At 71.3% G+C, this 25,322-nt stretch carries 14 protein-coding genes and 3 rRNA genes; 7 read left to right on the top strand and 10 right to left on the bottom strand.

Annotation, left to right across the window (positions count from 1 at the left end; all coding sequences use genetic code 11):
* The first annotated feature begins 44 nt into the window (after positions 1 to 44).
* Both J0910_RS25810 and J0910_RS25805 read left to right on the top strand, forming a co-directional pair.
* Positions 45 to 1,439: an amidohydrolase family protein gene (locus J0910_RS25810; protein ID WP_420161129.1), complete on the top strand. Its 1,395-nt coding sequence runs from the start codon at positions 45 to 47 to the stop codon at positions 1,437 to 1,439.
* Positions 1,436 to 2,146, top strand: coding sequence for a sulfite exporter TauE/SafE family protein (locus J0910_RS25805; protein WP_420161128.1), 711 nt, complete (start codon positions 1,436 to 1,438; stop codon positions 2,144 to 2,146). The genes J0910_RS25810 and J0910_RS25805 overlap by 4 nt, the downstream gene beginning before the upstream one ends.
* A gap of 148 nt (positions 2,147 to 2,294) precedes the next feature.
* Here J0910_RS25805 and J0910_RS25800 read toward each other — a convergent pair whose 3' ends face one another.
* Positions 2,295 to 3,317, bottom strand: a complete 1,023-nt coding sequence (locus J0910_RS25800) for a LacI family DNA-binding transcriptional regulator (RefSeq protein ID WP_420161127.1) — start codon at positions 3,315 to 3,317, stop codon at positions 2,295 to 2,297.
* A gap of 187 nt (positions 3,318 to 3,504) precedes the next feature.
* Complete coding sequence (locus J0910_RS25795; protein WP_420161126.1) at positions 3,505 to 4,752, bottom strand: Nramp family divalent metal transporter; 1,248 nt, start codon at positions 4,750 to 4,752, stop codon at positions 3,505 to 3,507.
* A gap of 815 nt (positions 4,753 to 5,567) precedes the next feature.
* On the opposite strand from J0910_RS25795, the gene J0910_RS25790 reads away from it, so the two are divergent.
* From J0910_RS25790 to J0910_RS25770, 5 genes are all read left to right on the top strand, one after another.
* Positions 5,568 to 7,099: ribosomal RNA gene (locus tag J0910_RS25790) — 16S ribosomal RNA — on the top strand.
* A 331-nt stretch (positions 7,100 to 7,430) separates the two neighbouring features.
* Positions 7,431 to 10,518, top strand: a 23S ribosomal RNA gene (locus J0910_RS25785).
* A 98-nt stretch (positions 10,519 to 10,616) separates the two neighbouring features.
* Positions 10,617 to 10,734, top strand: a 5S ribosomal RNA gene (rrf, locus tag J0910_RS25780).
* Together the 16S, 23S and 5S rRNA genes form the textbook arrangement of a ribosomal RNA operon.
* 324 nt (positions 10,735 to 11,058) lie before the next feature.
* Complete coding sequence (locus tag J0910_RS25775) at positions 11,059 to 11,829, top strand: tetratricopeptide repeat protein (RefSeq protein WP_420161125.1); 771 nt, start codon at positions 11,059 to 11,061, stop codon at positions 11,827 to 11,829.
* A gap of 1,160 nt (positions 11,830 to 12,989) precedes the next feature.
* Positions 12,990 to 16,292, top strand: coding sequence for a transglycosylase domain-containing protein (locus J0910_RS25770; RefSeq protein WP_420161124.1), 3,303 nt, complete (start codon positions 12,990 to 12,992; stop codon positions 16,290 to 16,292).
* Positions 16,293 to 16,515: 223 nt separating this feature from the next.
* Here the strand turns inward: J0910_RS25770 and J0910_RS25765 are convergent, their stop codons facing one another.
* The 8 genes from J0910_RS25765 to J0910_RS25730 all read right to left on the bottom strand — a co-directional run bounded on the left by J0910_RS25765 (position 16,516) and on the right by J0910_RS25730 (position 25,319).
* A complete protein-coding gene (locus tag J0910_RS25765; RefSeq protein WP_420161123.1) occupies positions 16,516 to 17,544 on the bottom strand; it encodes a glucosidase family protein in 1,029 nt (342 codons plus the stop codon).
* Positions 17,541 to 18,224: a class I SAM-dependent methyltransferase gene (locus J0910_RS25760; protein WP_420161122.1), complete on the bottom strand. Its 684-nt coding sequence runs from the start codon at positions 18,222 to 18,224 to the stop codon at positions 17,541 to 17,543. Before J0910_RS25760 ends, J0910_RS25765 begins: the two co-directional genes overlap by 4 nt.
* Before the next feature lie 44 nt (positions 18,225 to 18,268).
* Positions 18,269 to 19,537 (bottom strand): glycosyltransferase family 4 protein, encoded by a 1,269-nt coding sequence (locus J0910_RS25755; RefSeq protein WP_420161121.1) that lies wholly within the window; start codon positions 19,535 to 19,537, stop codon positions 18,269 to 18,271.
* A gap of 85 nt (positions 19,538 to 19,622) precedes the next feature.
* Entirely contained in the window at positions 19,623 to 20,516 is an 894-nt protein-coding gene (locus J0910_RS25750; protein WP_420161120.1) for an SDR family NAD(P)-dependent oxidoreductase, read from the bottom strand.
* A 44-nt stretch (positions 20,517 to 20,560) separates the two neighbouring features.
* Entirely contained in the window at positions 20,561 to 21,577 is a 1,017-nt protein-coding gene (locus J0910_RS25745) for an MBL fold metallo-hydrolase (RefSeq protein ID WP_420161119.1), read from the bottom strand.
* A gap of 73 nt (positions 21,578 to 21,650) precedes the next feature.
* Positions 21,651 to 22,820, bottom strand: coding sequence for a lipid-transfer protein (locus tag J0910_RS25740; protein WP_420161118.1), 1,170 nt, complete (start codon positions 22,818 to 22,820; stop codon positions 21,651 to 21,653).
* Positions 22,820 to 24,109 (bottom strand): OB-fold domain-containing protein, encoded by a 1,290-nt coding sequence (locus J0910_RS25735; protein WP_420161117.1) that lies wholly within the window; start codon positions 24,107 to 24,109, stop codon positions 22,820 to 22,822. The genes J0910_RS25740 and J0910_RS25735 overlap by 1 nt, the downstream gene beginning before the upstream one ends.
* Before the next feature lie 61 nt (positions 24,110 to 24,170).
* Entirely contained in the window at positions 24,171 to 25,319 is a 1,149-nt protein-coding gene (locus J0910_RS25730) for an acyl-CoA dehydrogenase family protein (RefSeq protein ID WP_420161116.1), read from the bottom strand.
* Between the last annotated feature and the right edge of the window lie 3 nt (positions 25,320 to 25,322).

Raw genomic sequence — 25,322 nt, 5'->3', positions numbered from 1 at the left:
GCACCGCACCCGAGAAGCGGTGCCCCTGAGAAGAGAAGAGCCCCATGGACCGCACCGCCCTCGACCGGCTCGGCACCGGGCCGCTGCTGCTCGCCCCGGACCTGCTCCTGCTCCCCGCAGGACCGGTCCGCGGCTACGGCGCGGTGGTCGACGGCACCGCCTTCGGCGCCGTCGGCCCGCTGGAGCGGCTCCGCCGGGACCGCCCCGACCTCCGGCCCGTCCCGCTCCCCGGCCACCTGCTGATGCCCGGGTTCGTCGACGCCCACCACCACCTCACCCAGTCCTTCGGCTCCTCCCTCGCCTACGGCGAACCGTCGGAGATCTTCCGCCGGGTGTGGGAGCCCCTGGAGCGCTCCCTCGACGAGGAGGACGCCTACCTGGCCGCCAAGCTCGCCGCGCTGCGCTCGCTGCGCGGCGGCTTCACCGCCGTCGCCGAGGCCGGTACCCGCTCCCCGGCCGGACCGGACCCGGTGGCCCGCGCCGCGCGCGACGCCGGACTGCGGGTGGTGCTCGGCGCCGTCGCCAACGACGCCGACGGCACCCACGACGGCCCCGGCGCCGCACTGGAGGCCGCCGAGAAGCACCTCGCCCGCTACCACGGCGACGACCTGGTCCACCCGTCCCTGGCGATCTCCATCCCGGAGGCCGCCACCGAGCGCACCCTGCGCGACACCGCCCGGCTGGCCCGGGAGGCCGGCACCGTGGTGCAGATCCACGTCAACGAGCACCTGGCCGCGGTCGAGCGGTCCCTGCTCCGCAACGGCGCCCGCCCGCTGGAGCACCTGGACCGCATCGGCGCCCTCGGCCCCCAGCTCCTCGCCGCGCACTCCACCCTGGTCACCCCCGCCGAGATCGCCCTGCTCCGCGACCGCGGCGCCGCCGTCTCCTACAACCCGGTGGCCAGCGCCTGGAAGGGGAACGCGGTGCTGCCCGCCGTCGCCCTCGACCAGGCCGGGGTCCGGTTCGGGCTGGGCACCGACGGCACCCGCGCCGACGCCTTCCGGCTCGCCGACGCCGCCGAGACCGCGCAGCGCCTCACGCACGGCCTGGCCACCGGGGACTCCTCCTGCGGCGGCGGCTGGACCTGGCTGGAGCGGGCCACCCGGGGCGCCGCCGACGCCGTCGGCCTGGGCGGGACCGCCGGCGAGGTCGCCGAAGGGCGCGCCGCCGACTTCCTCCTCGTCGACCTGGAGGTACCGGAGCTCGCCCCCTCCTGGGACCTGCCCTGGGAACTGGTCCGCACCGCCGACCGGGACCAGATCACCGCGGTCGCGGTCGGCGGCCGGCTGCGGCTCTGGCGGGGCCGCCCGGTCGACTGGGACGATCGCGCCCTGCTGGAGCGCGCCGCCGCGGCGGGCCGGGCCGCCGTCGAGCGCGCCCCGATCACCCGCGCGCACCCCGTCTCCACCGAGCACCGGGCCCGCGGGGCCGCCCGGTGAGCGGCGCGGAACTGGCACTGCTCGCCGCGGCCGTGGCCGTCGCCGCGTTCGTCCAGGGCGCCTCGGGGGTCGGCTACGCGCTGATCGTCGCCCCGGTGGCCGGCCTGCTCGAACCGGCGCTGCTGCCGGCCTTCCTGCTCGCCACGATGATCCCGCTCAACCTCTACGTGGCCTGGCGCGAGCGCTCCGCCATCGACCTGCGCGGCGCCGGGTGGATCAGCGCGGCCCGGCTGGCCGCCACCCCCGGCGGCCTGCTGCTGCTGGCCGCGATACCGGCGCACGCCCTCGGCCTGTTCGTCGGCGCGGCCACCGTGCTGGCGGCGGTGGCCAGCCTGGCCGCCCCCGGGTTCCGCCCGGGGCGGGCGGCGTTCATCGGAGCGGGCGCGGTGACCGGGCTGACCGAGACCGCCACCGGGGTCGGCGGCCCGCCGCTGGCCCTGGTCTACCAGCACCGACCGCCCGCCGAGCTGCGCGCCACCGTCGCGCTCTGCTTCCTGGTGGGGGAGGCCGCCTCGCTCGCGCTGCTCGCCGCGGACGGCCGGCTCGGCGCCGCCGACCTGGGCCCGGTCCTGCTGATGCTGCCGCCGCTGGTCATCGGCGCCCTCCTCAGCCAACTGGTCCGGAACCGGATCGACACCCGCCGGATGCGGCTGCTGGTGCTCGCCTTCGCCCTGGTGTCCGGCGTGGTCCTGATGATCGGGGTCTAGACCGTTGATGGGAAGGGGGGAGGCGCAGAAGAACACCGCCTCCCCCGCCCTTCCCCCGATGATCTTGACGTTGCGGGGCCGTCAGAGGGCTCTGACGGCCCCGCAACGTCAAGATCATCGCCCCGGGGCGGTCTCGCCCGGGGCGGTGTCAGCCGCGGAGCGTGGAGGCCCGGGGCACCAGGCGGGGGAGCGGAGCCTCGGCGACCGGGTCCCCGCGCCCCTCCAACCGGTTCAGCAGCAGGTCGACCGCGCTCCCGGCGGCCTCGCCCAGGCCCAGGTCGACCGAGGTGAGCGCGGGGCGGTGCGTCTTGGCGCGCAGCCCGTCGTACCGGGTGGCCAGCAGCAGCCCCTCGGGGACGGGGCGCCCCGCGTCGGCGGCCGCCCGCGCGGCGCCCACCGCGAACGCGTCCACCAGGGCGCACACCGCGTCCACCTCGGGGTGCTCGCGGAGCAGCCGCGCGCAGGCCTCGTACCCCGCCTGCTCCCCGCCGCCCTCCGGCGCCGCCGGCGCGACCGGCTCGAACCCCTGCTCGGCCGCGACCCGAAGGTAGGCGGTGCGGGCGTCCACGTAGGAGTGCCGGGTGCCCGCACCGGTGATCAGCGCCGGGCGGCGCGCGCCCCGTTCGCGGAGGTGCTCCAGGAGCAGCTCGGCCACCGCTCCGCCGTGCAGGTCCACGGCGGCGGAGTCGTCCCCGCCGAGCTGCCGCCCCAGGGTGGTGTAGGGCAGGCCGCGCTCGCGCAGCAGCCGGACCACCGGGTCGTCCTCCTCCGGCTCGACGACGATCGCGCCGTCGATGTCCACCGACTCCACCCCCGGTCCGGACTCCACCGGGGGGACCAGGACCAGCGCGTACCCCCGGGTCAGCGCCCGCTCGGCCGCGGCCGCGGCGACCTCCATGTAGAAGCCGAGCCGGGACGGCCCGCCGGCCACCGCGACCGGCATCGACGAGGCCAGCGCCAGGGTCTGCGCGCGGCCGTGCCGGAGCCGCTGCGCGCGCAGGTTCGGCCGGTAGCCGAGCTCCGCGGCGGCCTCCCGCACCCGGGCCCGGGTCCGCGGGTCGACCTTGCCGATCCCGTTGAGCGCGTGCGAGACCGTGGTCCGGGAGACCCCGGCGGCCGCCGCGACGTCGGCGATGGTGGGGCGGCGCCGGCCGGAGACGGGTCGTGCCATCGGGCTGGGCTCCTTCACTCGCGGTGCGGCGCTGCGCTCCCGGGGCGCGCCGCCGGGCTGCACTGCCAGTCTGGCCCATGCCGCCGGCGCGGACCGGACCAGGGCGCCGCGGCCGCGCGCCCCGTCCCGCGCCGGCCGCGGAGGCGGGGCGCGCATGGGCGGTCCGGCCGGCCGGAAGGGGCCCGGGTCACTCGCCGGCGAAGGTGGACCAGAGCTCGTGCACGGACAGCACCAGGAACAGCGCGCCGGCGATGGTCAGGCCGGTGTTGCTGATCAGGCCGCTGCGCCACTCGCGCGGCGTCCGGGAGGAGTTCAGCAGCCAGATCAGGGTGAACGCCAGGAACGGCATGAAGAACGCGCCCAGCACGCCGTACACGATGACCAGCTGGAACGGGCGGCCGAGCAGCAGGAGCAGCATCGGCGGGAAGGTCAGCCAGAGCGCGTAGGCCCGGAACGGCCAGCCGCGCTCGGTCTCGGCGACGGGCCGGTTCGGGCGCTTGCGGAGGTGGTTCACGAAGTCGGCGAACATCAGGCTGACGCCGTGCCAGACGCCGATGATCGAGGAGAACGCCGCGGCGAAGAACCCGACCAGGAAGAGGACGGAGACGAAGCGCCCGAACCGCTCCTCCAGGACCTCGCCGAGCTGGATCAGCCCCTGGTCGCCCTCGGTCAGTGCGATCCCGCTGGCGTAGAGCAGCTCGGCGCCGACGATGAGCATCGCGATGACGAAGACGCCGGTGGTGATGTAGGCGACCCGGTTGTCCAGGCGCATCATCCGCATCCAGGTCGAGTCCTGCCACCCCTTGGCGTTCACCCAGTACCCGTAGGCGGCCATGGTGATGGTGCCGCCGACGCCGCCGATGAGCCCCATGGTGTAGAACGCCGACCCCGGAGGCAGCAGCGGGACCAGGCCCTTGACGGCCTCGAGCACGTTCGGGCCGACATAGATCGCAAGCCCGACCACGGTCACGAACATGATCCCGACGAACGCCGTCACGATCTTCTCGAAGACCGCGTAGCGGTTGAACCAGACGAGGGCGAGCCCGGTGAGGCCGGCGAGGATCGCCCACCCCTCCAGCGGGAGCACCGGGAACAGGGCGGCCAGCGGCAGCCCGGTCGCCGACATCGCGGTGGCGCCGTAGACGAAGCCCCAGATGACGATGTAGGGCGCGAAGTAGAAGGTGGTCCAGCGGCCCAGGCTGCTCCAGCCGTCGAAGATGGTCCGCCCGGTCGCCAGGTGCCACCGGCCGGCCGCCTCGGCGAGCGAGATCTTGACGATGCAGCCGACGATGGTCGCCCACAGCAGGGCGTAGCCGAACCGGTTGCCGGCGATGAGCGTGGCGACCAGGTCTCCGGCGCCGACGCCGGTCGCGGCGACGACGATCCCCGGGCCCAGCTGTCTCCATGTGGCCTTGCGCTGCTCGGTGCCTGCCACCGGCTCCTCCTTCACGACCGGACCCGTCTTCTCTGCCGGGTCCGTTCCCACCCGCCGTCCGGCGCCGTCGGGGCGAGCGTAGGCACGCGCTCGCAGCGCGCAACAGAGGGCGGGGCCGCTCGTGCCGCAATCGATATGGCCCAGGCCACCGTCCGAGGGGGTCGATCCGGGGTGGAGCATCGGGTAATGTCGGTCGGGTCGCCACGAAACGGGTCACGGACCCGGGTCCGGCGGCGGCTCTCCGGGAAAACCGGTCGAAGCACAGGCTTCGGGGGTGTACGCTGGAGGGCAGTGCGGGCGCCGAGCCCCGAACACCCGGACAGGGTGGGCGGTCTGGCCCCGATCCTCGACTGAAGATCCTCCGATGCTCCCGGCTCCGGCCGCTGCGTCGTCCATGTTCTTTCGATTCGAATCCGAGTTCGCTGTTCGCGTTTCTCTCGTTCTTTTGAAAGAGATGGCCGGTTCTTCGGATCAGGAAAGCAAAAACCCGCCGATTCGACGGGAATGAGCGGACCTGATAAAGTCGGAGACACAACAAAGCGGAAAGCGCCGCCTCTAGCGGAAGAGCGACCGGGCCGATCCAAGATCGGCGGGGAAGCTTCTACGGGATGAGCGGTTGTTTCTTGAGAACTCAACAGCGCGTGTTCAATACTTTATGTGCCATGTTTGTTTTGGCCCCGTCGGATCGCGGTCTTTCGGCCGATGGTCCGTAGGGTTCCTTTGATTGGATATCGGGTGGTTTTTCCGCCACCCGGGTTCGGTCAGGGTTTCTCTTCCAGGTTTCACCCCCGGGCGACCGGCGGGTGGGTTAGACCTTGATGGAGAGTTTGATCCTGGCTCAGGACGAACGCTGGCGGCGTGCTTAACACATGCAAGTCGAGCGGTAAGGCCCCTTCGGGGGTACACGAGCGGCGAACGGGTGAGTAACACGTGAGCAACCTGCCCCCGACTCCGGGATAAGCGGTGGAAACGCCGTCTAATACCGGATACGACCCGCACCCTCATGGGTTCGGGTGGAAAGTCTTGTCGGTCGGGGATGGGCTCGCGGCCTATCAGCTTGTTGGTGGGGTAACGGCCTACCAAGGCGATTACGGGTAGCCGGCCTGAGAGGGCGACCGGCCACACTGGGACTGAGACACGGCCCAGACTCCTGCGGGAGGCAGCAGTGGGGAATCTTGCGCAATGGGCGGAAGCCTGACGCAGCGACGCCGCGTGGGGGATGACGGCCTTCGGGTTGTAAACCTCTTTTACCACTCACGCAGGCCCCGGGTTCTCCCGGGGTTGACGGTAGGTGGGGAATAAGGACCGGCTAACTACGTGCCAGCAGCCGCGGTAATACGTAGGGTCCGAGCGTTGTCCGGAATTATTGGGCGTAAAGAGCTCGTAGGCGGCGTGTCGCGTCTGCTGTGAAAGGCCGGGGCTTAACCCCGGTTTTGCAGTGGATACGGGCATGCTAGAGGTAGGTAGGGGAGACTGGAATTCCTGGTGTAGCGGTGAAATGCGCAGATATCAGGAGGAACACCGGTGGCGAAGGCGGGTCTCTGGGCCTTACCTGACGCTGAGGAGCGAAAGCGTGGGGAGCGAACAGGATTAGATACCCTGGTAGTCCACGCCGTAAACGTTGGGCGCTAGGTGTGGGGGCTTTCCACGGTTCCCGTGCCGCAGCTAACGCATTAAGCGCCCCGCCTGGGGAGTACGGCCGCAAGGCTAAAACTCAAAGGAATTGACGGGGGCCCGCACAAGCGGCGGAGCATGTTGCTTAATTCGACGCAACGCGAAGAACCTTACCAAGGTTTGACATCACCGGTAAACCGCCAGAGATGGTGGGTCCTTCGGGGATCGGTGACAGGTGGTGCATGGCTGTCGTCAGCTCGTGTCGTGAGATGTTGGGTTAAGTCCCGCAACGAGCGCAACCCTTGTTCCATGTTGCCAGCACGTGATGGTGGGGACTCATGGGAGACTGCCGGGGTCAACTCGGAGGAAGGTGGGGATGACGTCAAGTCATCATGCCCCTTATGTCTTGGGCTGCAAACATGCTACAATGGCCGGTACAGTGGGCGTGCGATGCCGTGAGGCGGAGCGAATCCCTAAAAGCCGGTCTCAGTTCGGATTGGGGTCTGCAACTCGACCCCATGAAGGTGGAGTCGCTAGTAATCGCGGATCAGCAATGCCGCGGTGAATACGTTCCCGGGCCTTGTACACACCGCCCGTCACGTCATGAAAGTCGGCAACACCCGAAACCTGTGGCCCAACCTTCGGGAGGGAGCGGGTGAAGGTGGGGCTGGCGATTGGGACGAAGTCGTAACAAGGTAGCCGTACCGGAAGGTGCGGCTGGATCACCTCCTTTCTAAGGAGTCTTTTGCAGCCGGCTGTTTTCCAAGTTTGGCCGGCGGACTCGAAAGTGGACCCGGACTCGCAGGCTTCGGCCTGGGGTTTTCCGGGATGGCCGTAGAGATTGAACTTCCCCGAGGTTTTCTGGAAGGCCTCGGGGCGCGCTGTTGGGTGTCTGAGGGAGCAACCCTCACCTCCGCCTTCGGGTGGGTGTGGGTGGGTGTTTCCGGGTGCCACCCCGGTCGAAGACCGGTCTGCGGGGGTTTTTCTGCGGGTCGTGTTCTAGGCGGGTTCGTGGCTGGTGTTTTGATTCGTGGATAGTGTGCGCGAGCATCTTGTATCTGTGGTGGCCAAGTGAATGTGGCATACGGTGGATGCCTTGGCACCAGGCGCCGATGAAGGACGTGGGAGGCCGCGATAGGCCGCGGGGAGCTGTCAACCGAGCTGTGATCCGCGGGTGTCCGAATGGGGAAACCTAGCCCGAGTCGTGTCGGGTTGCCGCCGCCTGAATGTATAGGGCGGTCGGTGGTGACGCGGGGAAGTGAAACATCTCAGTACCCGCAGGAAGAGTAAACAACAGTGATTCCCTGAGTAGTGGTGAGCGAAAGGGGATGTGGCTAAACCGCGGGCGTGTGATAGACGGCGGTCGTTGCGTTCGCGGGGTTGTGGGATGTGCCTGTTCCCGGTCTGCCGGCCGGGTGCGCTGATGGTTCTTTTAGCCGAATCCGTTGGGAAGCGGAGCCGTAGTGGGTGAGAGTCCCGTAGGTGAAGGAAGGGCCTGGGCGTTGGCATGCTCCCGAGTAGCGCGGAGCCCGTGAAATTCCGTGTGAATCTGGCAGGACCACCTGCTAAGCCAAAATACGTCCTGGTGACCGATAGTGCACTAGTACCGTGAGGGAAAGGTGAAAAGTGCCCCGGTGAGGGGTCGTGAAATAGTTCCTGAAACCGTGTGCTGTCAAGCCGTCAGAGCCCCTTGTCGGGTGATGGCGTGCCTTTTGAAGAATGAGCCTGCGAGTTGTGGTGTGTGGCGAGGTTAACCCGGGTGGGGTAGCCGTAGCGAAAGCGAGTCTGAATAGGGCGTTTGAGTCGCATGCTGCAGACCCGAAGCGGGGTGATCTACCCATGGCCAGGGTGAAGCGGCTGTAAGAGGTCGTGGAGGCCCGAACCCACCAGGGTTGAAAACCTGGGGGATGAGCTGTGGGTAGGGGTGAAAGGCCAATCAAACTCCGTGATAGCTGGTTCTCCCCGAAATGCATTTAGGTGCAGCGTCGCGTGTTGCCTGCTGGAGGTAGAGCTACTGTTTGGCTGATGGGCCCGACAAGGTTACTGACGTCAGATAAACTCCGAATGCCGGTCAGGTTCAAGCGCGGCAGTGAGACTGCGGGGGATAATCTTCGTGGTCGAGAGGGAAACAACCCAGATCATCGGCTAAGGCCCCTAAGCGTGTGCTAAGTGGGAAAGGTTGTGGAGTTGCTGAGACAACCAGGAGGTTGGCTTAGAAGCAGCCATCCTTTAAAGAGTGCGTAATAGCTCACTGGTCAAGTGATTCTGCGCCGATAATGTAGCGGGGCTTAAGCACACCGCCGAAGCCGTGGAGCCGGGACTTAGGGTCCTGGTTGGTAGGGGAGCGTCGTGCGTTCGGTGAAGCGGCCGGGTGACCGTGTCGTGGAGGGCGTGCGAGTGAGAATGCAGGCATGAGTAGCGAGAGCAACGTGAGAAACGTTGCCGCCGATTGACTAAGGGTTCCTGGGGCAGGTTAATCCGCCCAGGGTGAGTCTGGACCTAAGGCGAGGCCGACAGGCGTAGTCGATGGACAACGGGTTGATATTCCCGTACCCGTCCGTGCGCGTCCGATACCGAGTCCTTTGATGCTAACCACCACCGAAGCTCGTCGGTGCCTTCGGGTGCCGGTGTGTGGAGGCGTGGGACCCGATGGGGTAGTAGGTAAGTGATGGGGTGACGCAGTGGGGTAGCTCTACCCGGCGGTGGTTGTCCGGGGGTAAGCGTGTAGCCCGGGGTGCAGGTAAATCCGTGCCCCTCATAGGGTGAGGCGTGATGCCGAGCTGTTTTCAGTGAAGTGAGTGATCCCGTGCTGTCGAGAAAAGCCTCTAGCGAGTTCGCGGGCGGCCAGTACCCGAAACCGACGCAGGTGGTCAGGTAGAGTATACCGAGGCGTTCGGGTGAACCATGGTTAAGGAACTCGGCAAATTGTCCCCGTAACTTTGGGAGAAGGGGAGCCCTGTCCGGTGATGGAACTTTGCTTTCTGAGCTGGGTGGGGTCGCAGATACCAGGGGGAAGCGACTGTTTATTAAAAACACAGGTCCGTGCGAAGTCGTAAGACGCTGTATACGGACTGACGCCTGCCCGGTGCCGGAACGTTAAGAGGACCGGTTAGATCTTTCGGGGTCGAGGCTGGGAATCTAAGCGCCGGTAAACGGCGGTGGTAACTATAACCATCCTAAGGTAGCGAAATTCCTTGTCGGGTAAGTTCCGACCTGCACGAATGGCGTAACGACTTCCCCGCTGTCTCAACCATGGGCCCGGTGAAATTGCACTACGAGTAAAGATGCTCGTTTCGCGCAGCAGGACGGAAAGACCCCGGGACCTTCACTATAGCTTGACATTGGTGTTTGGGATGGTTTGTGTAGGATAGGTGGGAGCCGGTGAAGCGGTCACGCTAGTGGCGGTGGAGGCGTTGGTGAAATACCACTCTGGCTGTTTCGGGCATCTAACCTTGGGCCGTGATCCGGTTCGGGGACAGTGTCTGGTGGGTAGTTTAACTGGGGCGGTTGCCTCCCAAAGGGTAACGGAGGCGCCCAAAGGTTCCCTCGGCCTGGTTGGCAATCAGGTGTTGAGTGTAAGTGCACAAGGGAGCTTGACTGTGAGACGGACGTGTCGAGCAGGTGCGAAAGCAGGGACTAGTGATCCGGCACCGGCGTGTGGAAGCGGTGTCGCTCAACGGCTAAAAGGTACCCCGGGGATAACAGGCTGATCTTCCCCAAGAGTCCGTATCGACGGGATGGTTTGGCACCTCGATGTCGGCTCGTCGCATCCTGGGGCTGGAGTTGGTCCCAAGGGTTGGGCTGTTCGCCCATTAAAGCGGCACGCGAGCTGGGTTTAGAACGTCGTGAGACAGTTCGGTCCCTATCCGCTGCGCGCGTTGGAGACTTGTGAAGGGCTGTCCCTAGTACGAGAGGACCGGGACGGACGAACCTCTGGTGTGCCAGTTGTTCCGCCAGGAGCATGGCTGGTTGGCTACGTTCGGGAGGGATAACCGCTGAAAGCATCTAAGTGGGAAGCCTGCTTCGAGATGAGGTCTCCTGCCCCTTCGAGGGGGTAAGGCTCCCGGTAGACGACCGGGTTGATAGGCCGGGTGTGGAAGCGTCGTGAGGCGTGGAGCTGACCGGTACTAATAGGCCGAGGGCTTGTCCGCCGCAGATGCTGGGTGTTCGCGCACACTGTTTTTCCCCCGCCGCCGGGGGCCTCGTGTTGGGGGTTTCGGCGGGTGGGGGGTCCGCGGGTCTGTTGGGTTTGCGGTGGTCATGGCGGGAGGGTCACACCCGGTCTCTTTTCGAACCCGGTCGTTAAGTCTCCCTGCGCCGATGGTACTGCCTCCATGGTGGGGGTGGGAGAGTAGGTCGCCGCCGCATTTCTTTTTCGGGGGTCTCCTGGTGCCTTTCGGGGTGCTGGGGGGCCCTTTTTTTCGCACCGCCTTGTGAACATGTGAAAAATGTGATTCCGCCCGTAATGCGGTGGCAGTGCGGTTCAATCGAAGGGGGCCTGGCGCGGCGTCGGCGAATACGCTTCCAGGGGGCCGTGCTTTCAGGGGGCGATGTCTCCCGAGTTCTCAGGGCGGCCGCCGGCCTGCGGGCCGAGTAGGCGAGGAAACGAAGAGGAGGCGGGGGAGCATGTTCAGATCGTGGCAGGAAGAGCAGGCCTGTCAGGCGGCCGCGAGTTCGGGGGACCCCGTGGCCATGACGGATCTCGCCCTCTGGCACGCCCAGGCGGGGCGGATGCAGGAGGCCGAGCAGTGGCACCAGGCCTCGGCCGGCACCGGGCGTCCGCTCTCCATGACGCACTTCGGTGTCTTCCTCGCCCAGGCCGGCCGGATGCAGGAGGCGGAGTGGTGGCTGCGCTCCTCCGCGACGGCCGGTGAGCCGCAGGGGATGTACAACCTGGGCCGTCTGCTCAACGACACCGGGCGGGTGCCTGAGGGGCGCGACTGGTACATCAGAGCCGCGGGGAACGGTCACCGCGACGCCATGTACAACCTGGGGAACGACCTCGCGGAGCAGCACCCCGAGGCCGCTGCGCAGTGGCTCCGCCAGGCCGCCGACGCCGGGCATGTACCGGCGATGTTCAACCTCTGCGTGCTGCTGAACGGACTGGGGCGCTATCAGGAGGGCGCGCCCTACCTCTGGCAGGCGGCGGAGGCCGGGCACCCGTCGGCGATGAACGCGGCCGCTCGCGACCTGCTCGACCAGCAGCGCTACCCGGAGGCCGAGCCGTGGCTGCGCAGGGCGGCGGACGCGGGCCTCCCCCCGGCCTTCCGGAACCTCGGCCGCCTGCTGAAGGAGACCGGGCGCGTCCAGGAGGCGGAGGGCTGGCTGCGCCGGGCCGCCGAGAGCGAGGACGTCGAGGCGATCACCGTCCTGATGGAGCTGCTCACCCAGACCGGGCGGAACGGCGAGGCGACGCAGTGGCTGCAGTGGCTGGTGCAGAAGGGCTACGCCCGCCCCGCGTGAAGCCGGCCGCCGCGCTCGGCGGAATCCGGGACCGCCGGGTGCCCTGGAATCCGGTGGGAAGGCCGCGCGGCCTTTGGGGATTCCAGTAAAACCGCCGCGTCCGCCGGAGATGCGGAAGACGGTGGAGAGAAAGAGCCCGCGGATTCCCGGTCGGCGCGGAAACCGTGCGTTAGCGCCGCTCCGACCTGCTTCTTTACGAGGGCTTCACGGGAGCGGGGGCAAGGCCGGACGGGGGCGCCCGGCGTGCGTGGGCCGCCGCTTCCCCCCCCGGAGCGGGCGGGGCCGTCCGCCGCCTCGGCGGGCCGGCCCTCCCGGGGCGCTTCCCTGCAGAAGGCGGTGCGCTCGGGGGTGGCCGCGGCGCCGGGCGGGTTCCTCCGGTCGGTCGGCTCCGCCGTGCGGAACCCGAGGTCGGGAGGGGGGCGGCCGACGCTCGCACCGCGCGGCCGGCCGGCGGACTTCCGGGCGTGCGGTATTCCCGGACGAGGGTGAATGAAATCGAGACCTTTTCGTGATGATCGATCCCCATCGGTCTCCGGAGGGCGTGCCGGGTGCTGAACGGCCCCGAGGCGGTCACGCGGGGTGGCGGAGAGGGTGGAAGGCGTGGGCGCCGGTCACCCGGCGTACGGGAATACGTGCACGTCGAGTCTTGAAATAAGAGTCCTGTAAGAATCGGCTGAGGGACATTCCCCAGGACATGGGAGGTCGGCGGGGGCGGGTATCGTGTGTGAGGGGTTTTCGGCGATCTCTCCCGCAGCGCCGTTCCCCGCCTGAGATTTCTGCTGAACCGATTCGGCCCGCGTCTGCGTCTTGTAGGGATGCAGTCGCACGGTGGGGGATCGAGGATTCCAGGGGGCCTCCAACTGAGTGACAGCACCTATGGCGACGGTGACGAGCAGGAACCGCGCCGAGACGCCGATTTGCCAGAGCAGCCGGAGAAGAAGGACGAGGCTGCAGCCGGTGCCGAGGAGGTGACCGGCGCTTCCGAAGCCTCTGAGAGCGATGCTGATGCCTCCCCCGAGGACATCAGACCCGCGGACCCTTCGGACGCCGACTCCCCGGCGGACGGAGAACAGGAAGCGGACCCCGCAGCCGGGGCCGCCGCCGGGGAGACCGATGAGCCGAGCGCGGAATCGGCCGGCGACGGTGACCGGTCCGAGGCCGTGGTCGAGACCTCGGAATCCGATTCCTCGGAAAAGGACTCCGCGTCCGCGGAGGAATCCCAGGACGCCGGGCAGGAGTCGCTGAGCGCCTTCAAGGACAGCGGCAGCTTCTTCCGCGACCGGGTCGCGCAGACCCTCGCGGAGCAGGGGTACGACCTCCGGAAGGACGGCACCTGGGGAGCGGACCCCGAGGACGGGGAAGCCGGCGCGGAGCAGGGCTCCGCGGACACCGCCGAGGCACCCGGGGACGCCGGTGCCGAGCGGACGGAGGCCGGTGCGCCGGTCTCCGCTGACTCGGGCGACTCCGGCGACTTCGGCGACCCCGATGGCGGGGACGGGGCGAGCGCCGGGGAGCAGAGCGCCTCCCAGGCGCAGGGCGCCGCCGAAGAGGACCGGCCGGCCGGGGGGAAGGCCGAGGACTCTGCGGACGAGGGCCCGGCGACCGCGGCCTTCGCACCGGTCTTCGACGACGGCGAGGACGGGGACGGCGCCGCTGAGCGCGGTGCCGCTTCCGAGGCCGGTGCCGGGGAGACCGGCGGTGCGGGCGCCTCCTCCGAGGCCGGGGACGCCACCGGGACCGGAGCCGAGGGCCCGGCGACGGCCGCCTTCGCGCCGGTCTTCGACGACGGCGACGAAGACGGCGACGACGACGGCGGAGAGAGCGCCGCCCCGCAGGAGAAGGCCGGGGAGCGGCCCGCCGACGCGGACGCCGCCGCCGAGGGGCCGGCGACCGCCGAGTTCGCGCCGGTCTTCCGCGATGAGGACGGCGGGGACGGGGACGGCGCCGCTGAGCGCGGTGCCGGGGCCGGATCCGCCGATGCCGGCGAGGCCGGTGCGGACACGCCCTCCGAGTCCGAGGACGCCACCGCGGCGCTTCCCTCCGCAGCGGCCGGGGACGGCGCGCGGCAGGGCGGGGAGCAGCCCGAAGGGGCGCGTCCCGGGTTCGCCGCCCCCGCGGCCGCGGGCGCGGCCGCCGGATCCGCCGCGGGCTCCGTCCCGCCGGCGGCCCCGGCGTCGGCCGCCGCGGCCGAGGGATCGGTGAGCGGAGCGCGCAACATCCTGCGCGCCAAGCGGCCGGGGAAGGCCTTCGGCGGCAAGAAGGGCAAGGACGGGAACGAGGGCACCGCCCTGGCCGGGGCCCGGACCGGCGGGCCGGGCGGCCCGAAGGGGCCCGGCAAGAAGGGCAAGAAGGGCGGCGGCCCCAAGAAGCCGCTGTGGTTCCGGATCGTCCGGGCCTCCCTGATCGCGCTCCTGGTCATGCTGGGGCTGGGGGCCGCCGGGTTCGCCATCGCCTACGCGGTGTTCGAGGTGCCCACCAGCGCCAAGGCGGAGGCCACCGACCAGGGGTCGGTCTTCTACTACTCCGACGGCAAGACGAAGTTCGCCGAGCGCGGGGTGGACCGGGAGCGGGTCGACTACGAGCAGATCCCGGAGGAGGTCCAGGAGGCGGTGATCTCCGCCGAGGACCGCGGCTTCTGGGAGGAGCCCGGCGTCTCGCTCACCGGCACGCTGCGCGCCGCGTTCTCCACCTTCACCGGCCAGCAGGTGCAGGGCGGCTCCACCATCACCCAGCAGATGGTCCGCAACTACTACGAGGGCGTCAGCAAGGACCAGACGATCTCCCGGAAGCTCCAGGAGATCATCATCGCCCTCAAGGTGGACCAGTCCAAGGACAAGCAGTGGGTGATGGAGCAGTACCTCAACAGCATCTACTTCGGCCGCCAGGCGTACGGCATCCAGGCCGCCGCGCAGGCCTATTACCACAAGGACGTCGGTGAGCTGAACGTCGCCGAGTCGGCGTTCCTGGCCGCGGCGATCCAGCAGCCCACCAAGTTCGGCATGGCGGACAGCGACACCACTCCGGAGATGGAGACCCGCTGGCGCTACGTCGTCAACGGCATGGTGGAAGAAGAGCTGATCACCAAGAAGGAAGCCGACGAGCTGGAGTTCCCCAAGCCGGAGAAGGAGACCCCCGGCGAGGGCCTCGGCGGGTTCACCGGCTACATGTGGCAGCAGGCCATGAGCGAGATGGACCGCCTGGGCTACAGCGAGGACAACGTCAACCGGGGCGGCTACAAGATCGTCACCTCGTTCGACAAGGACCTCATGGAGGCGGCCAAGGCCGCGGTCGAGGACAACGTCGACGTGGACAACCTCCCCGAGGGGGTCCAGGCCGGGCTGACCGCGATCGACCCGGCGACCGGCGAGGTCGTGGCGTTCTACGGCGGCAAGGACTTCAACGAGAACCAGTACGACAGCGCGTTCCGCGGGGCCGCGCAGTCCGGTTCGGCGTTCAAGCCGTACGTGCTGGCCGCGGCGCTGGAGAGCGGCAAGAGCCTGAACACCGTCGTCGACGGCAGCAACGGCCAGACCTTCAACGGGTCGGTGGTGAACAACGCGGACCGGTCCGGCGGCCCGATGAACCTCATCGAGGCGACCCGGCGCTCCAGCAACACCGGCTACATCAACCTGGCCCTGGAGACCGGCCTGGACAACGTCGTCGACATGGCGCACGCGGCCGGGATCCCGGAGGACAAGATCACCGAGGAGCAGGCGGCCGCGCCCACCCTGGCGCTGGGCGTCTCCGACGTGAGCGCGGTGGACCAGGCCTCCGGCTACGCCACCTTCGCCAACGGCGGCATGCACATCGAGCCGCACGTGATCCGGGAGATCGTCAACCAGGACGGCGAGAACGAGCGGGAGAAGCCCAAGGAGACCCGGGCGATGGAGGAGGGCGTCGCCAACGACGTCACCTACGCGCTGGAGCGGGTGGTCAGCTCCGGTACCGGGCGCTCCGCGAACCTGCCGGACGGGCGGCCGGTGGCCGGCAAGACCGGTACCACCGACAGCAGCGTGGCGGCCTGGTTCGCCGGGTACACCCCGCAGATGTCCACCGCGGTGGGCGTGTACAACGGCAACAACCAGCCGTTCAGCATGCCGGGGTACGGCTCGCTGTCCGGCGGGACGCTCCCGGCGACGATCTGGCGGAGCTTCATGGCCAAGGCCATGGAGGGCGTCGACCCGGAGAGCTTCCCCGGGCCCAGCTACGGCGGGGAGACGGAGAACTTCGCGCCGGACGTCCCGGCGGAGGACCCGGCGACCCAGCCGCCCGACGACGGGCTGGGCGAGGTGCCGCCGGAGGAGGAGCCGCCGCCGGTGCCGGAGAACCCGGAGGTGCCCGAGCAGCCGGAGGTCCCCGAGGAGCCGGAGGGCCCGGGAACGCCCGAGGAACCGGGGACCGGCGGCCCGGGGATCCCGGAGAACCCGGGGGACGGGGAGCCGCCCCCTCCGACAGGGGGCTGACCGGCGGCCCCGGGCAGGGGGCCTGAGCAGGTGAGCGGCCGCGTCCGAGAAGGGCGCGGCCGCTTTCGCGTGCGCTCCGGGTGCCCGGAGGGGCGCGGCCTCCGGGCCGATGGGGCCGCGGTGCTCCGGGGCTGCCGGAGCGCCGGGACGGCCTTCCGGGGGCCGGGGCCGCCGCGGGGGCGGGCGCTGGAGGCGCGCGGAGCGCCTCATTCTCCCGGCGGGGTCAGCCGCAGCCGGGCGGGTCGGTGAAGACCCTGGCGCCGGGGGTGGCCCCGGAGAGCGCGTCGGCGGCGAGGATGACCGCGGCCGCGGTCCAGGTGCTCCGCTCCACCGGCCAGCGCACCCGCTCGGCGAACTGGTAGCCGGTCCAGTACGCGCCGTCGTCGGGGTCGCGCAGGTGGGAGATGCTGCCGAGGAGTTCGGCGCCGAGGTCCACCTCGCCCATCGAGGCCAGCGCCAGGACCAGCTCGGAGGTCTCCGCTCCGGTGACCCACGGCTGGTCGCTCACGCAGCGGATGCCCAGTCCGGGGACGACGAAGGCGTCCCAGCGCTCCTTGATCCGCTCCCGGGCCGCCCGGCCGCGGACCGCGCCGCCGAGGATCGGGTAGAACCAGTCCATGGAGAACCGGCCGCGGTCGGCGAACACGTCCTCCCGCTCGTTGATCAGCACGGCCAGCCGGTCGGCGGCCTCGGTCCACGCCGGGTCCCCGCCGCCGAGGCGCGCACCGAGCTCGGCGGCGCAGCGCAGGCCGTGGTGGACGCTGGAGCAGACGGTGAGCAGGGCGTGGTCGCCGGGGGCGCCGCCGGGGTCGCGGGCCCAGAGGAACTCGCCGCGCTCGGTGCGCAGCCCCATCACGAAGCCGATCCCGGCGCGCACCGTCGGCCAGATCCGGCGGGCGAACGCCTCGTCGCCGGTGACCAGCAGGTGGTGCAGGAGTCCGACCGCGGGGTAGGCGGCGTGGTTGGCCTCCCGGAGCGGGAGGACGACCCGGGACTGGCGCAGCTTGGCGGGCCAGGAGCCGTCCGGGTTCTGGGCGGTGGCCAGCCAGGAGTAGGCGCGGCGGGCCGCCTCGGTGTGGCCGGTGGCGGTGAGCGCCATGGCGCACTCCACGTGGTCCCAGACGTCCAGGTGGCCGCCGGGGAACCAGGGGATGCCGCCGTCGGCCTCCTGGGCGGCCAGCAGGTAGCCGGCGGAGCGGGCCGCCTCGTCCGCGCCGAGTACGCCGGGGACCTCCGGGAGCGCCGGCCTCACCCGCCGTCCCGGGCGGTCAGGGGCTTGCGCACGTAGACCACGACGCTCTTGCCGATGACCGGGTTGAGCAGGCGCTCGGCGACCCGGGTGGTCCGGGGGGCCTTGAGGATGTCCCAGACCAGCATCCGGTGGTAGGCCTTGACCAGCGGGTGCCGGTCGTCGTCGGTGCCGACGGCGCACTTGATCCACCAGTAGGGGGCGTGCAGGGCGTGCGCGTGGTGGTGCGGGCCGATCTCGAACCCGGTGGCCTTGAGCTTGGCCTCCAGCTCGGCGCGGGTGTAGATGCGGATGTGCCCGCCCTCGACGGTGTGGTACTCCTCGGACAGCGCCCAGCACACCCGCTCCGGCAGCCAGCTGGGCACGGTGACCGCGGCGATGCCGCCGGGCCGCAGCACCCGGTAGAGCTCGGCCATGCCGGCGGTGTCGTGCGGCAGGTGCTCGAAGATCTCCGAGGCGATGACCCGGTCGAAGCGGCCGTCGTCGAAGGGCATGGCGAGGGCGTCGCCCTTGACGGTCTCGGCGGTGGCGCCCTCCGGCCCCTCGCCCTCGGCGCGCATCGCGGCGAACATCGCGGAGACGTCGGCCAGGTCGTTCTCGTTCTGGTCGAACGCGGTGATGTCGGCGCCGCGCCGGTAGACCTCGAAGGCGTGCCGGCCGCCGCCGCAGCCGAGGTCCAGCACCCGGTCGCCCGGACCGACGGGGAACAGGGAGAAGTCGACGGTGATCAGTGCGGGCTCCTTATGGTCGTTGCGTAGTGCCGTGCGGTGGCCTCGGCGACGGCGCGCCAGGTGAACCGCTCCTGGACGCGCTTCCAGGCGGCGGCGCCCATCCGCTCCCGCTCGGCGGGGTCGTCCAGCAGCGCGGCGATCTCGGCGGCGAGTTCCTCGGGGTCGCCGGGGGCGACCAGGCGGCCGGCCTCCCCGTCGGTGCCGACCACTTCGGGGAGGGCGCCGGCGCGGCTGGCGACGAGCGGGGTGCCGCAGGCCATGGCCTCCACCGCGGGCAGCGAGAACCCCTCGTAGAAGGAGGGGACGACGGCGACCTCGGCGCCGGCGACCAGCCGGCCCAGCTCGGCGTCGTCGATGCCGCTGACGAACTCCACCCGGTCGCGCAGCGAGAGCTCGTCGACGAGGGAGTCGGTGGGGCCGCCGGGCTTGGGGCGGCTGACGATGGTCAGCGACACGTCGCGCTCGGTGGCGAGCTTCGCGGCGGCGCGCAGCAGGGTGGCGACGCCCTTGAGCGGGCTGTCCGCGCTGGCGGTGCAGACGATGCGGCCGGGGGTCCGGGGCCGTTCGGGGCGGGGGTGGAAGTGCCGGGTGTCGACGCCGAGGGGGACCACGGCGGTCCGGTCGCGGCGCACGCCGAACTCGCGGACGATGTCGTCGGCGGAGGACTGCGAGGGCACCAGGATCGGGTCGAGGCGGCGGGCGACCCGGCCCTGCATGGTGACGAAGCCGTACCAGCGGCGCTTGGAGAGCCGCTGCCAGCCCTCGGCCTCGGACAGCTCGATGCGGCGGTCCACGGTGATCGGGTGGTGGATGGTGGTGACCAGGGGCAGGCCGGCGTTCTTCAGGCCGAGCTGGCCGTAGCCGAGGGTCTGGTTGTCGTGCACCACGTCGAACTCGCCGGCGCGGCGGCGCAGCTCGCGCAGGGCGCGCAGGGAGAAGGTGAGGGGTTCGGGGAAGCCCGCGGTCCACATGGTGCCGACTTCGAGGGCGTCGATCCAGTCGCGCCACTCGCGCATCGGCGGGGCCGTGAACGGGTCGGCGTCGTTGTACAGGTCCAGGCTGGGGACCTTCTCCAGGATGACGCCGGGGTCGAGTTCGGGGTAGGGCTGGCCGGAGAAGACGGTGACGCGGTGCCCCAGAGCGGCGAGCTCGCGGGACAGGTGCCGGATGTAGACGCCCTGCCCGCCGCAGTGGGGCTTGCTGCGGTAGGAGAGCAGCGCGACGCGCATCGGCGGCGGGGTGGGGGACGGCGGCGGTTTCGGCATATGTCTGACCCATCGGCGAGCGGTGGAGCGACCGGAAGTTACTCGGCAGTTTAGTGCGGGGTTCCGGTAGTGGATCCTAGGCCGCTCAGCGCAGGTCGCCGACGTCGGGGGCGGTGAACCCGTGCGGTGGGAGGACGGCGCCGCCGAGGGCGCGGGCCACCTCGTCGGCGGAGGACCATCCGGCGCCGTCCGGGGCGTGCAGGGCGGCGGCGACGCTGGGCGGGGCCAGCACCCCGATGACGCCGCCGTGCACCGCGAAGACCTGGCCGGTGACGCCGGCGGCCGCTTCGGAGGCGAGGTAGCAGACGAGCGGGGAGACGTGCTCGGGGGCGAGCGGGTCGGGGCCGTCCGCGGGGGGCGGCCCGAACACCCCGGAGGTCATGCCGGTGCGGGCGCGGGGGCAGATCGCGTTGGCGGTGACGCCGTACCGCCGCAGCCCCTGGGCGGTGGAGGCGGTGAGCGCGGCGATGCCGCCCTTGGCGGCGGCGTAGTTGGGCTGGCCGGGGGAGCCGAGGAGGAACGCCTCGGAGGCGGTGTTGACGATCCGGCCGTAGACCGGTCCGCCGGCCTCCTTGGCGCGGGCCCGCCAGTGCGCGGCGGCCGCCCGGGAGGTGGCGAAGTGCCCTCTGAGGTGGACCCGGAGCACGGTGTCCCAGTCCTCTTCGGCCATGTTGAACAGCATCCGGTCCCGGGTGACGCCGGCGTTGTTGACCAGGATGTCCAGCCCGCCGTGGAGTTCGGCGGCGGTGGCCACCAGCCGTTCGGCGGCGGCGGTGTCGGCGGCGTCGCCGACCAGGGCGGCGGCCTGCCCGCCGGCGGCGCGGATCTCGGCGGCGACCTCGTGCACCTCCTCGCCGGCGTCGTTGAGCACCAGGCGGGCGCCGTGCGCGGCGAGGGCGAGGGCGTGCGCGCGGCCGAGGCCCCGGGCGGCCCCGGTGACGGCGGCGGTCCGGCCGTCCAGGCGGGTGGACGCGGTCATTGAAAGTCCTTTCTCGGCGGGGTGCGTTTCTCGGCGGGGCGTGTTCACGGGCGCTGCCACAGCAGGACGCCGCCGCGGCCCCGGGAGGGCGCGGCGCGGCCGCGCCGCTCCAGGGTGCGCAGGTGGGCGGCGGTCTCGGAGGCGGCCATCCGGCGGGCCCGGACGGCCATCGCCTCCCAGCCGCGGCTCCACGGCAGGGCGGCGGTGAGCTCCCACAGGGTGAGCGGGGCGGGGCCGAGCGCCCCGGCGAGGAGGTCCAGCCGCTCCTCGTGGTGGGCGATGATCTCGCCGGTGCGCCCGGCGAGGTCGTCGAAGCGGCGCTCGTGCGCGGGCAGCGCGTGCGCGGCGCCGATGTCGGGGATGAGGGTGAGGGAGTCGAGGAAGGAGCCGAGCGGGTCGCGGTCGTCGGGCCCGCCGCCGGGCTCGGTGAACGGGTAGAGGCCGATGTGCGGGGTGATCCGGGGCAGCACGTGGTCCCCGGTGAACAGGTGGTCGCCGTCCTCCAGGTGCAGGCAGATGTGGCCGGGGGAGTGGCCGGGGGTCCACACCGCGCGGAGCTTGCGGCCGGGGGCGTCGACCAGCTCGCCGTGGGCGAGTGCGGTGTCGGGCAGGGCGGGCGGGTCCATCCGGGTGTCGAGCAGGGCGTAGGCGGCGACCTCCTCCTCGGGGGCGCCGGCCAGCCGCAGCTGGGCGGCCTCGGTCTCGTCCTGGAGCAGGCCGCCGAGCGCCTCGATCCGGCGCAGCACGTCGATGTCGGCGTGGTGCATGGCGATCCAGCAGCCGGAGGCCTCGCGGACCCGGCCGGCCAGGCCGGAGTGGTCGGGGTGGAAGTGGGTGACGACGACGCCGTGCACCCCGGAGGGGTCGGCGCCGATGGAGCGCAGCCCGGCGGTGAGCGCCCGCCAGGAGTCCTCGTGCTGCCAGCCGGCGTCGACGAGCACCGGGCCGCGCGGGGTCTCCAGGGCGTAGACGAGGGTGTAGCCGAGGGGGTTGCCCGGGATGGGCACCGGGATGCTCCAGATGCCGTTGCCCAGGTCCTCCACGGGTGGGGTGTCCCGCATGCGCGCGGCCTTTCCTGCTCGTGCCGTCATAGAACCGAATTCCGTTCTATTTTACGGCGGGGCCCCGCGCCGCTCACTCCCGGCTCAGCACCAGACCGCTGGTGGGCACCCCCGTTCCCGCTGTGACCAGCACGTTGTGCACGGAGGGCAGCTGGTTGGCGGCGGTGCCGCGGATCTGCCGGACCGCCTCCGCGATGCCGTTCATCCCGTGGATATAGGCCTCGCCGAGTTGGCCGCCGTGCGTGTTGACCGGCAGCCGCCCGCCGATCTCCAGCCCGCCGTCGGCGGCGAAGTGCCGGGCCTCGCCGCGGCCGCAGAACCCCAGCTCCTCCAGCTGGACCAGGACGAACGGGGTGAAGTGGTCGTAGAGAACGGCGGTCTGCACATCGCCGGGCCCCAGACCGGACTGGCGCCACAGCGCCTCCGCGACCACGCCCATCGCGGGCAGCCCGGCCATGTCGTCGGAGTAGAACGAGGTCATCGTCTGCTGGCCGGGCGCCGACCCCTGGGCGGCGGCCGAGATCACCGCGGGCGTGCGGCGCAGCGACCGGGCCCGCTCCGCGGAGACCACCACCAGCGCCACCCCGCCGTCGCTCTCCTGGCAGCAGTCGAGCAGCCGCAGCGGCTCCGCGATCCACCGCGAGGCCTGGTGCTCCTCCAGGGTGATCGGGCGGCCGTGGAACCAGGCCGCCGGGTTGGTCGCCGCGTGCCGGCGCGCCGCGACCGCCACCCGGCCGAAGTCCTCGCTGGTCGCGCCGGAGGCCGCCATGTAGCGGCGGGCGCTCATCGCCACCCACGCGGCCGGGGTGACCAGGCCGAACGGCACGTGCCAGCTCATCTCCAGGCCCTGCGAGGACGGGTTGCGGTGCGCCTCGGGCATCGCCCGGCCGAACCGGCGCCCGCTGCGCTCGTTGAACGCCCGGTAGGCGACGACGGCATCGGCCTGGCCGGTGGCCACCGCCATCGCGGCCAGGGCGACGGTCGCGCAGGCCGCGCCGCCGCCGTAGTCGATCCGGCTGAAGAAGCGGAGCGGCCCGGCGCCGATCTCCCGGGCCACGGCGATCTCGGAACTGGAGTCCTGGGTGAAGGTCACCATGCCGTCCACCTCGGACGGGGCCAGCCCGGCGTCGTCCAGCGCGTCCAGCACGGCCTCGGCGGCCAGCCGCAGCTCGGTGCGGCCGGACTCCTTGGAGAACCCGGTGGCGCCGATCCCGGCGATCGACGCCGCGCGCGACAGCCCCATCAGCCCTCCCCCTCTTCGACGGTGACGGTCCCGGTGACGTGCGTGCCCAGCGCGTTGGTGCCGCGCACGGAGATCTCGGTGGCGCGGCCGGAGCGCTCCGCGGTGCCGGTGAGCAGCAGCGAGTCCCCGGCGTGGTTGGGGGCGCCGAGCCGGATCGCGATCCGGCGCACCCGCGCGGCCGGCCCGGCCCAGTCGGTGGCGTACCGCTGCACCAGCCCCTGGGTGGTCAGGATGTTCATGAAGACGTCCGCGGCGCCCTGGGCGCGGGCCGCGTCGGGGTCGTGGTGCACGTTCTGGAAGTCCCGGGTGGCCAGGGCCTGGGCGGTGATCGAGGTGCGGGTGAGCGGCAGGTGCAGCGCGGGCAGCGGCTCGCCGGTCCCCGGCCGCCACTGCGGCAGCACCAGGTCGGGGCCGACCCGCTCGAACTCCAGCCGCACCGGCATGCCCACGTGCACCTCGGCGGGGTCGGCGCCGACGATGCCGCCGGTCACCCGGACCCCCTCGGGCAGCTCCACCACCGCGACGGCGAACGGCGCGGTGCGGCCGGGCACCGGCGGGTGGTGGTGCACCGTGTAGCTGTACACGGTGCCCGCCCCGGAGGCGGTGACGTGGTCGGCCCCGGCGGACCGGCAGTGCGGGCAGAGCGGGCCGGGCGGGTGGCGCAGCGCCCCGCACCCGGTGCAGCGGCGGATGCGCAGCTCGCCGCGGGCGGTGCCGTCCCAGAAGAAGTCGGTGTCGGCGCTGCGCGCGGGCCGCAGCGGGTACTGCTCGGGCCGGGGCGGGCGCTGCGGCGGCGACTCCGGCGGGGCGAACTTGAGCACCCGGAACATCATCTCGCCCACCTGCTCCTCCCCGGAGTACCAGCAGGTGTGCCAGGTGAGGAAGTAGCCGGTCCCCATCGCGGTGCGCTTGGGGCCGGACAGCGAGCCGAACCGGGTGGTGGAGCGGAGCTCCTCGCCGAAGCGGAGCGGGCGGTGGTAGGTCTGGGCGCAGTCGGTGGCCACCACCCCGGTGCGGCCGTTGGCGTCGAACCACTCCAGCAGCCCGTCCACGGCCGACCCGGTGCCGTGCGGCTCCGGGTCCAGGCCGCGCATGGTCCACACCTGGAGCATCGCCGGCGGGGCCTCGCCGGCCTTGAGGTAGCGCGGGTTGCCGTCGCCCATGGCGTGCAGCCAGTGCCGGGCCATCGGCGCGTTCACCGGGTCGGCGGCCCGGCCGCCGTCGACCTCGCCGAGGGCGCGGGCGGCCTCGGCCAGGGCGGTGAGCTCCTCGGGCGGGGATTCGGTCATGGGGCGCCTTTCTGCGGGTCCGCCCCCTCGGCGGGGGCGGCGGAGGGTGGGGCGGCGCGGGTCACCGCGGTGCCCGGGGCAGCCGGAGGCCGAGCGTGGCGATGAGCTCCCGCTGCACCTCGTTGACGCCGCCGCCGAAGGTCATCACCAGTGCCCCCTTGGCGGCGGTGTCGGCCCGCTCCAGCAGCGACCGGGTGGCCTCGTCGGCGGGGTCGCCGAACCGGGAGACGGTGTCGGCGATGATCCGCGGCACCTCCTGGAGCCGCTCGGAGCCGTAGACCTTGTTCGCGGAGGCGTCCGGGGCGCCCAGCCACCCGGTGTCGATCGACGCGGCGACCTGCCAGTTGAGCAGCTCGTTGACGCGCAGGTAGGCGTGGATCCGGCCGAGCGCGCGGCGCACCGCGGGGTGGTCGGCCCCGGGGGTGCTCCGCGCCCAGTGCAGGAACCGGTCGTAGAGCCGGGCGATGTTCCCGGACGGCCCGAGGGTGAGCCGCTCGTGGTTGAGCTGGTCGGTGATGATCCGCCAGCCGCCGTCGACCTCGCCGACCACCCGCCCCGCGGGCACCCGGACGCCGGAGTAGTAGGTGGCGTTGGTGTGGTGCTGGCCGTCGGCGGTGATGATCGGCGTCCAGGAGAAGCCGGGGTCGGAGGTGTCCGCGATGAGCAGCGAGATGCCCTTGTGCCGGGGGGCGTCGGGGGAGGTCCGCACGGCCAGCCAGACGTGGTCGGCGAAGTGCGCGCCGGAGGTGTAGATCTTCTGCCCGTCGACGGTGAAGCCGCCGCGCCCGTCGGGGGTCGCGGAGGTGCGCAGCGCCGCCAGGTCGGTGCCGGCCTCCGGCTCGGAGTAGCCGATGGCGAAGTGCACCTCCCCGGCGAGGATGCCGGGCAGGAACTCCCGCTTGAGCTCCTCGGAGCCGTGCCGCTGCAGGGCCGGCCCGACGGTCTGCAGGGTGACCAGCGGGAACGGAACCTCGGCCCGGGTCACCTCGTTGACGAAGACCTGCTGCTCCACGGCTCCCAGGCCGCGGCCGCCGTACTCGGCCGGCCAGCCCAGGCCGAGCATGCCGTCCCGGCCCATCCGGCGCACCACCCGCCGGTAGACCCCGGGGTCGGCGGCGTCGCGGCGCTCGGCGTCGGTCATCACGGTGGCGAAGTAGGCGCGCAGCTCGTCGCGGAGCTTGCGCTGGGCGTCGGTGAGGTCGATGAACACGCG

Source organism: Nocardiopsis oceanisediminis (genome assembly GCF_048595525.1).
In the GTDB taxonomy this organism is placed as follows: domain Bacteria; phylum Actinomycetota; class Actinomycetes; order Streptosporangiales; family Streptosporangiaceae; genus Nocardiopsis_A; species Nocardiopsis_A oceanisediminis.
Note: the sequence above shows the minus strand (reverse complement) of the source record. Positions and strands in the feature narration are given on the sequence as shown.

What these genes read in the sequence shown, in the direction of transcription:
- J0910_RS25810 (WP_420161129.1), top strand. Translation starts at nt 45, where the DNA reads ATGGACCGCACCGCCCTCGACCGGCTCGGCACCGGGCCGCTGCTGCTC.
- J0910_RS25800 (WP_420161127.1), bottom strand. Translation starts at nt 3,317, where the DNA reads ATGGCACGACCCGTCTCCGGCCGGCGCCGCCCCACCATCGCCGACGTC.
- J0910_RS25775 (WP_420161125.1), top strand. Translation starts at nt 11,059, where the DNA reads ATGACGGATCTCGCCCTCTGGCACGCCCAGGCGGGGCGGATGCAGGAG.
- J0910_RS25755 (WP_420161121.1), bottom strand. Translation starts at nt 19,537, where the DNA reads ATGCCGAAACCGCCGCCGTCCCCCACCCCGCCGCCGATGCGCGTCGCG.
- J0910_RS25750 (WP_420161120.1), bottom strand. Translation starts at nt 20,516, where the DNA reads ATGACCGCGTCCACCCGCCTGGACGGCCGGACCGCCGCCGTCACCGGG.
- J0910_RS25745 (WP_420161119.1), bottom strand. Translation starts at nt 21,577, where the DNA reads ATGCGGGACACCCCACCCGTGGAGGACCTGGGCAACGGCATCTGGAGC.
- J0910_RS25740 (WP_420161118.1), bottom strand. Translation starts at nt 22,820, where the DNA reads ATGGGGCTGTCGCGCGCGGCGTCGATCGCCGGGATCGGCGCCACCGGG.
- J0910_RS25735 (WP_420161117.1), bottom strand. Translation starts at nt 24,109, where the DNA reads ATGACCGAATCCCCGCCCGAGGAGCTCACCGCCCTGGCCGAGGCCGCC.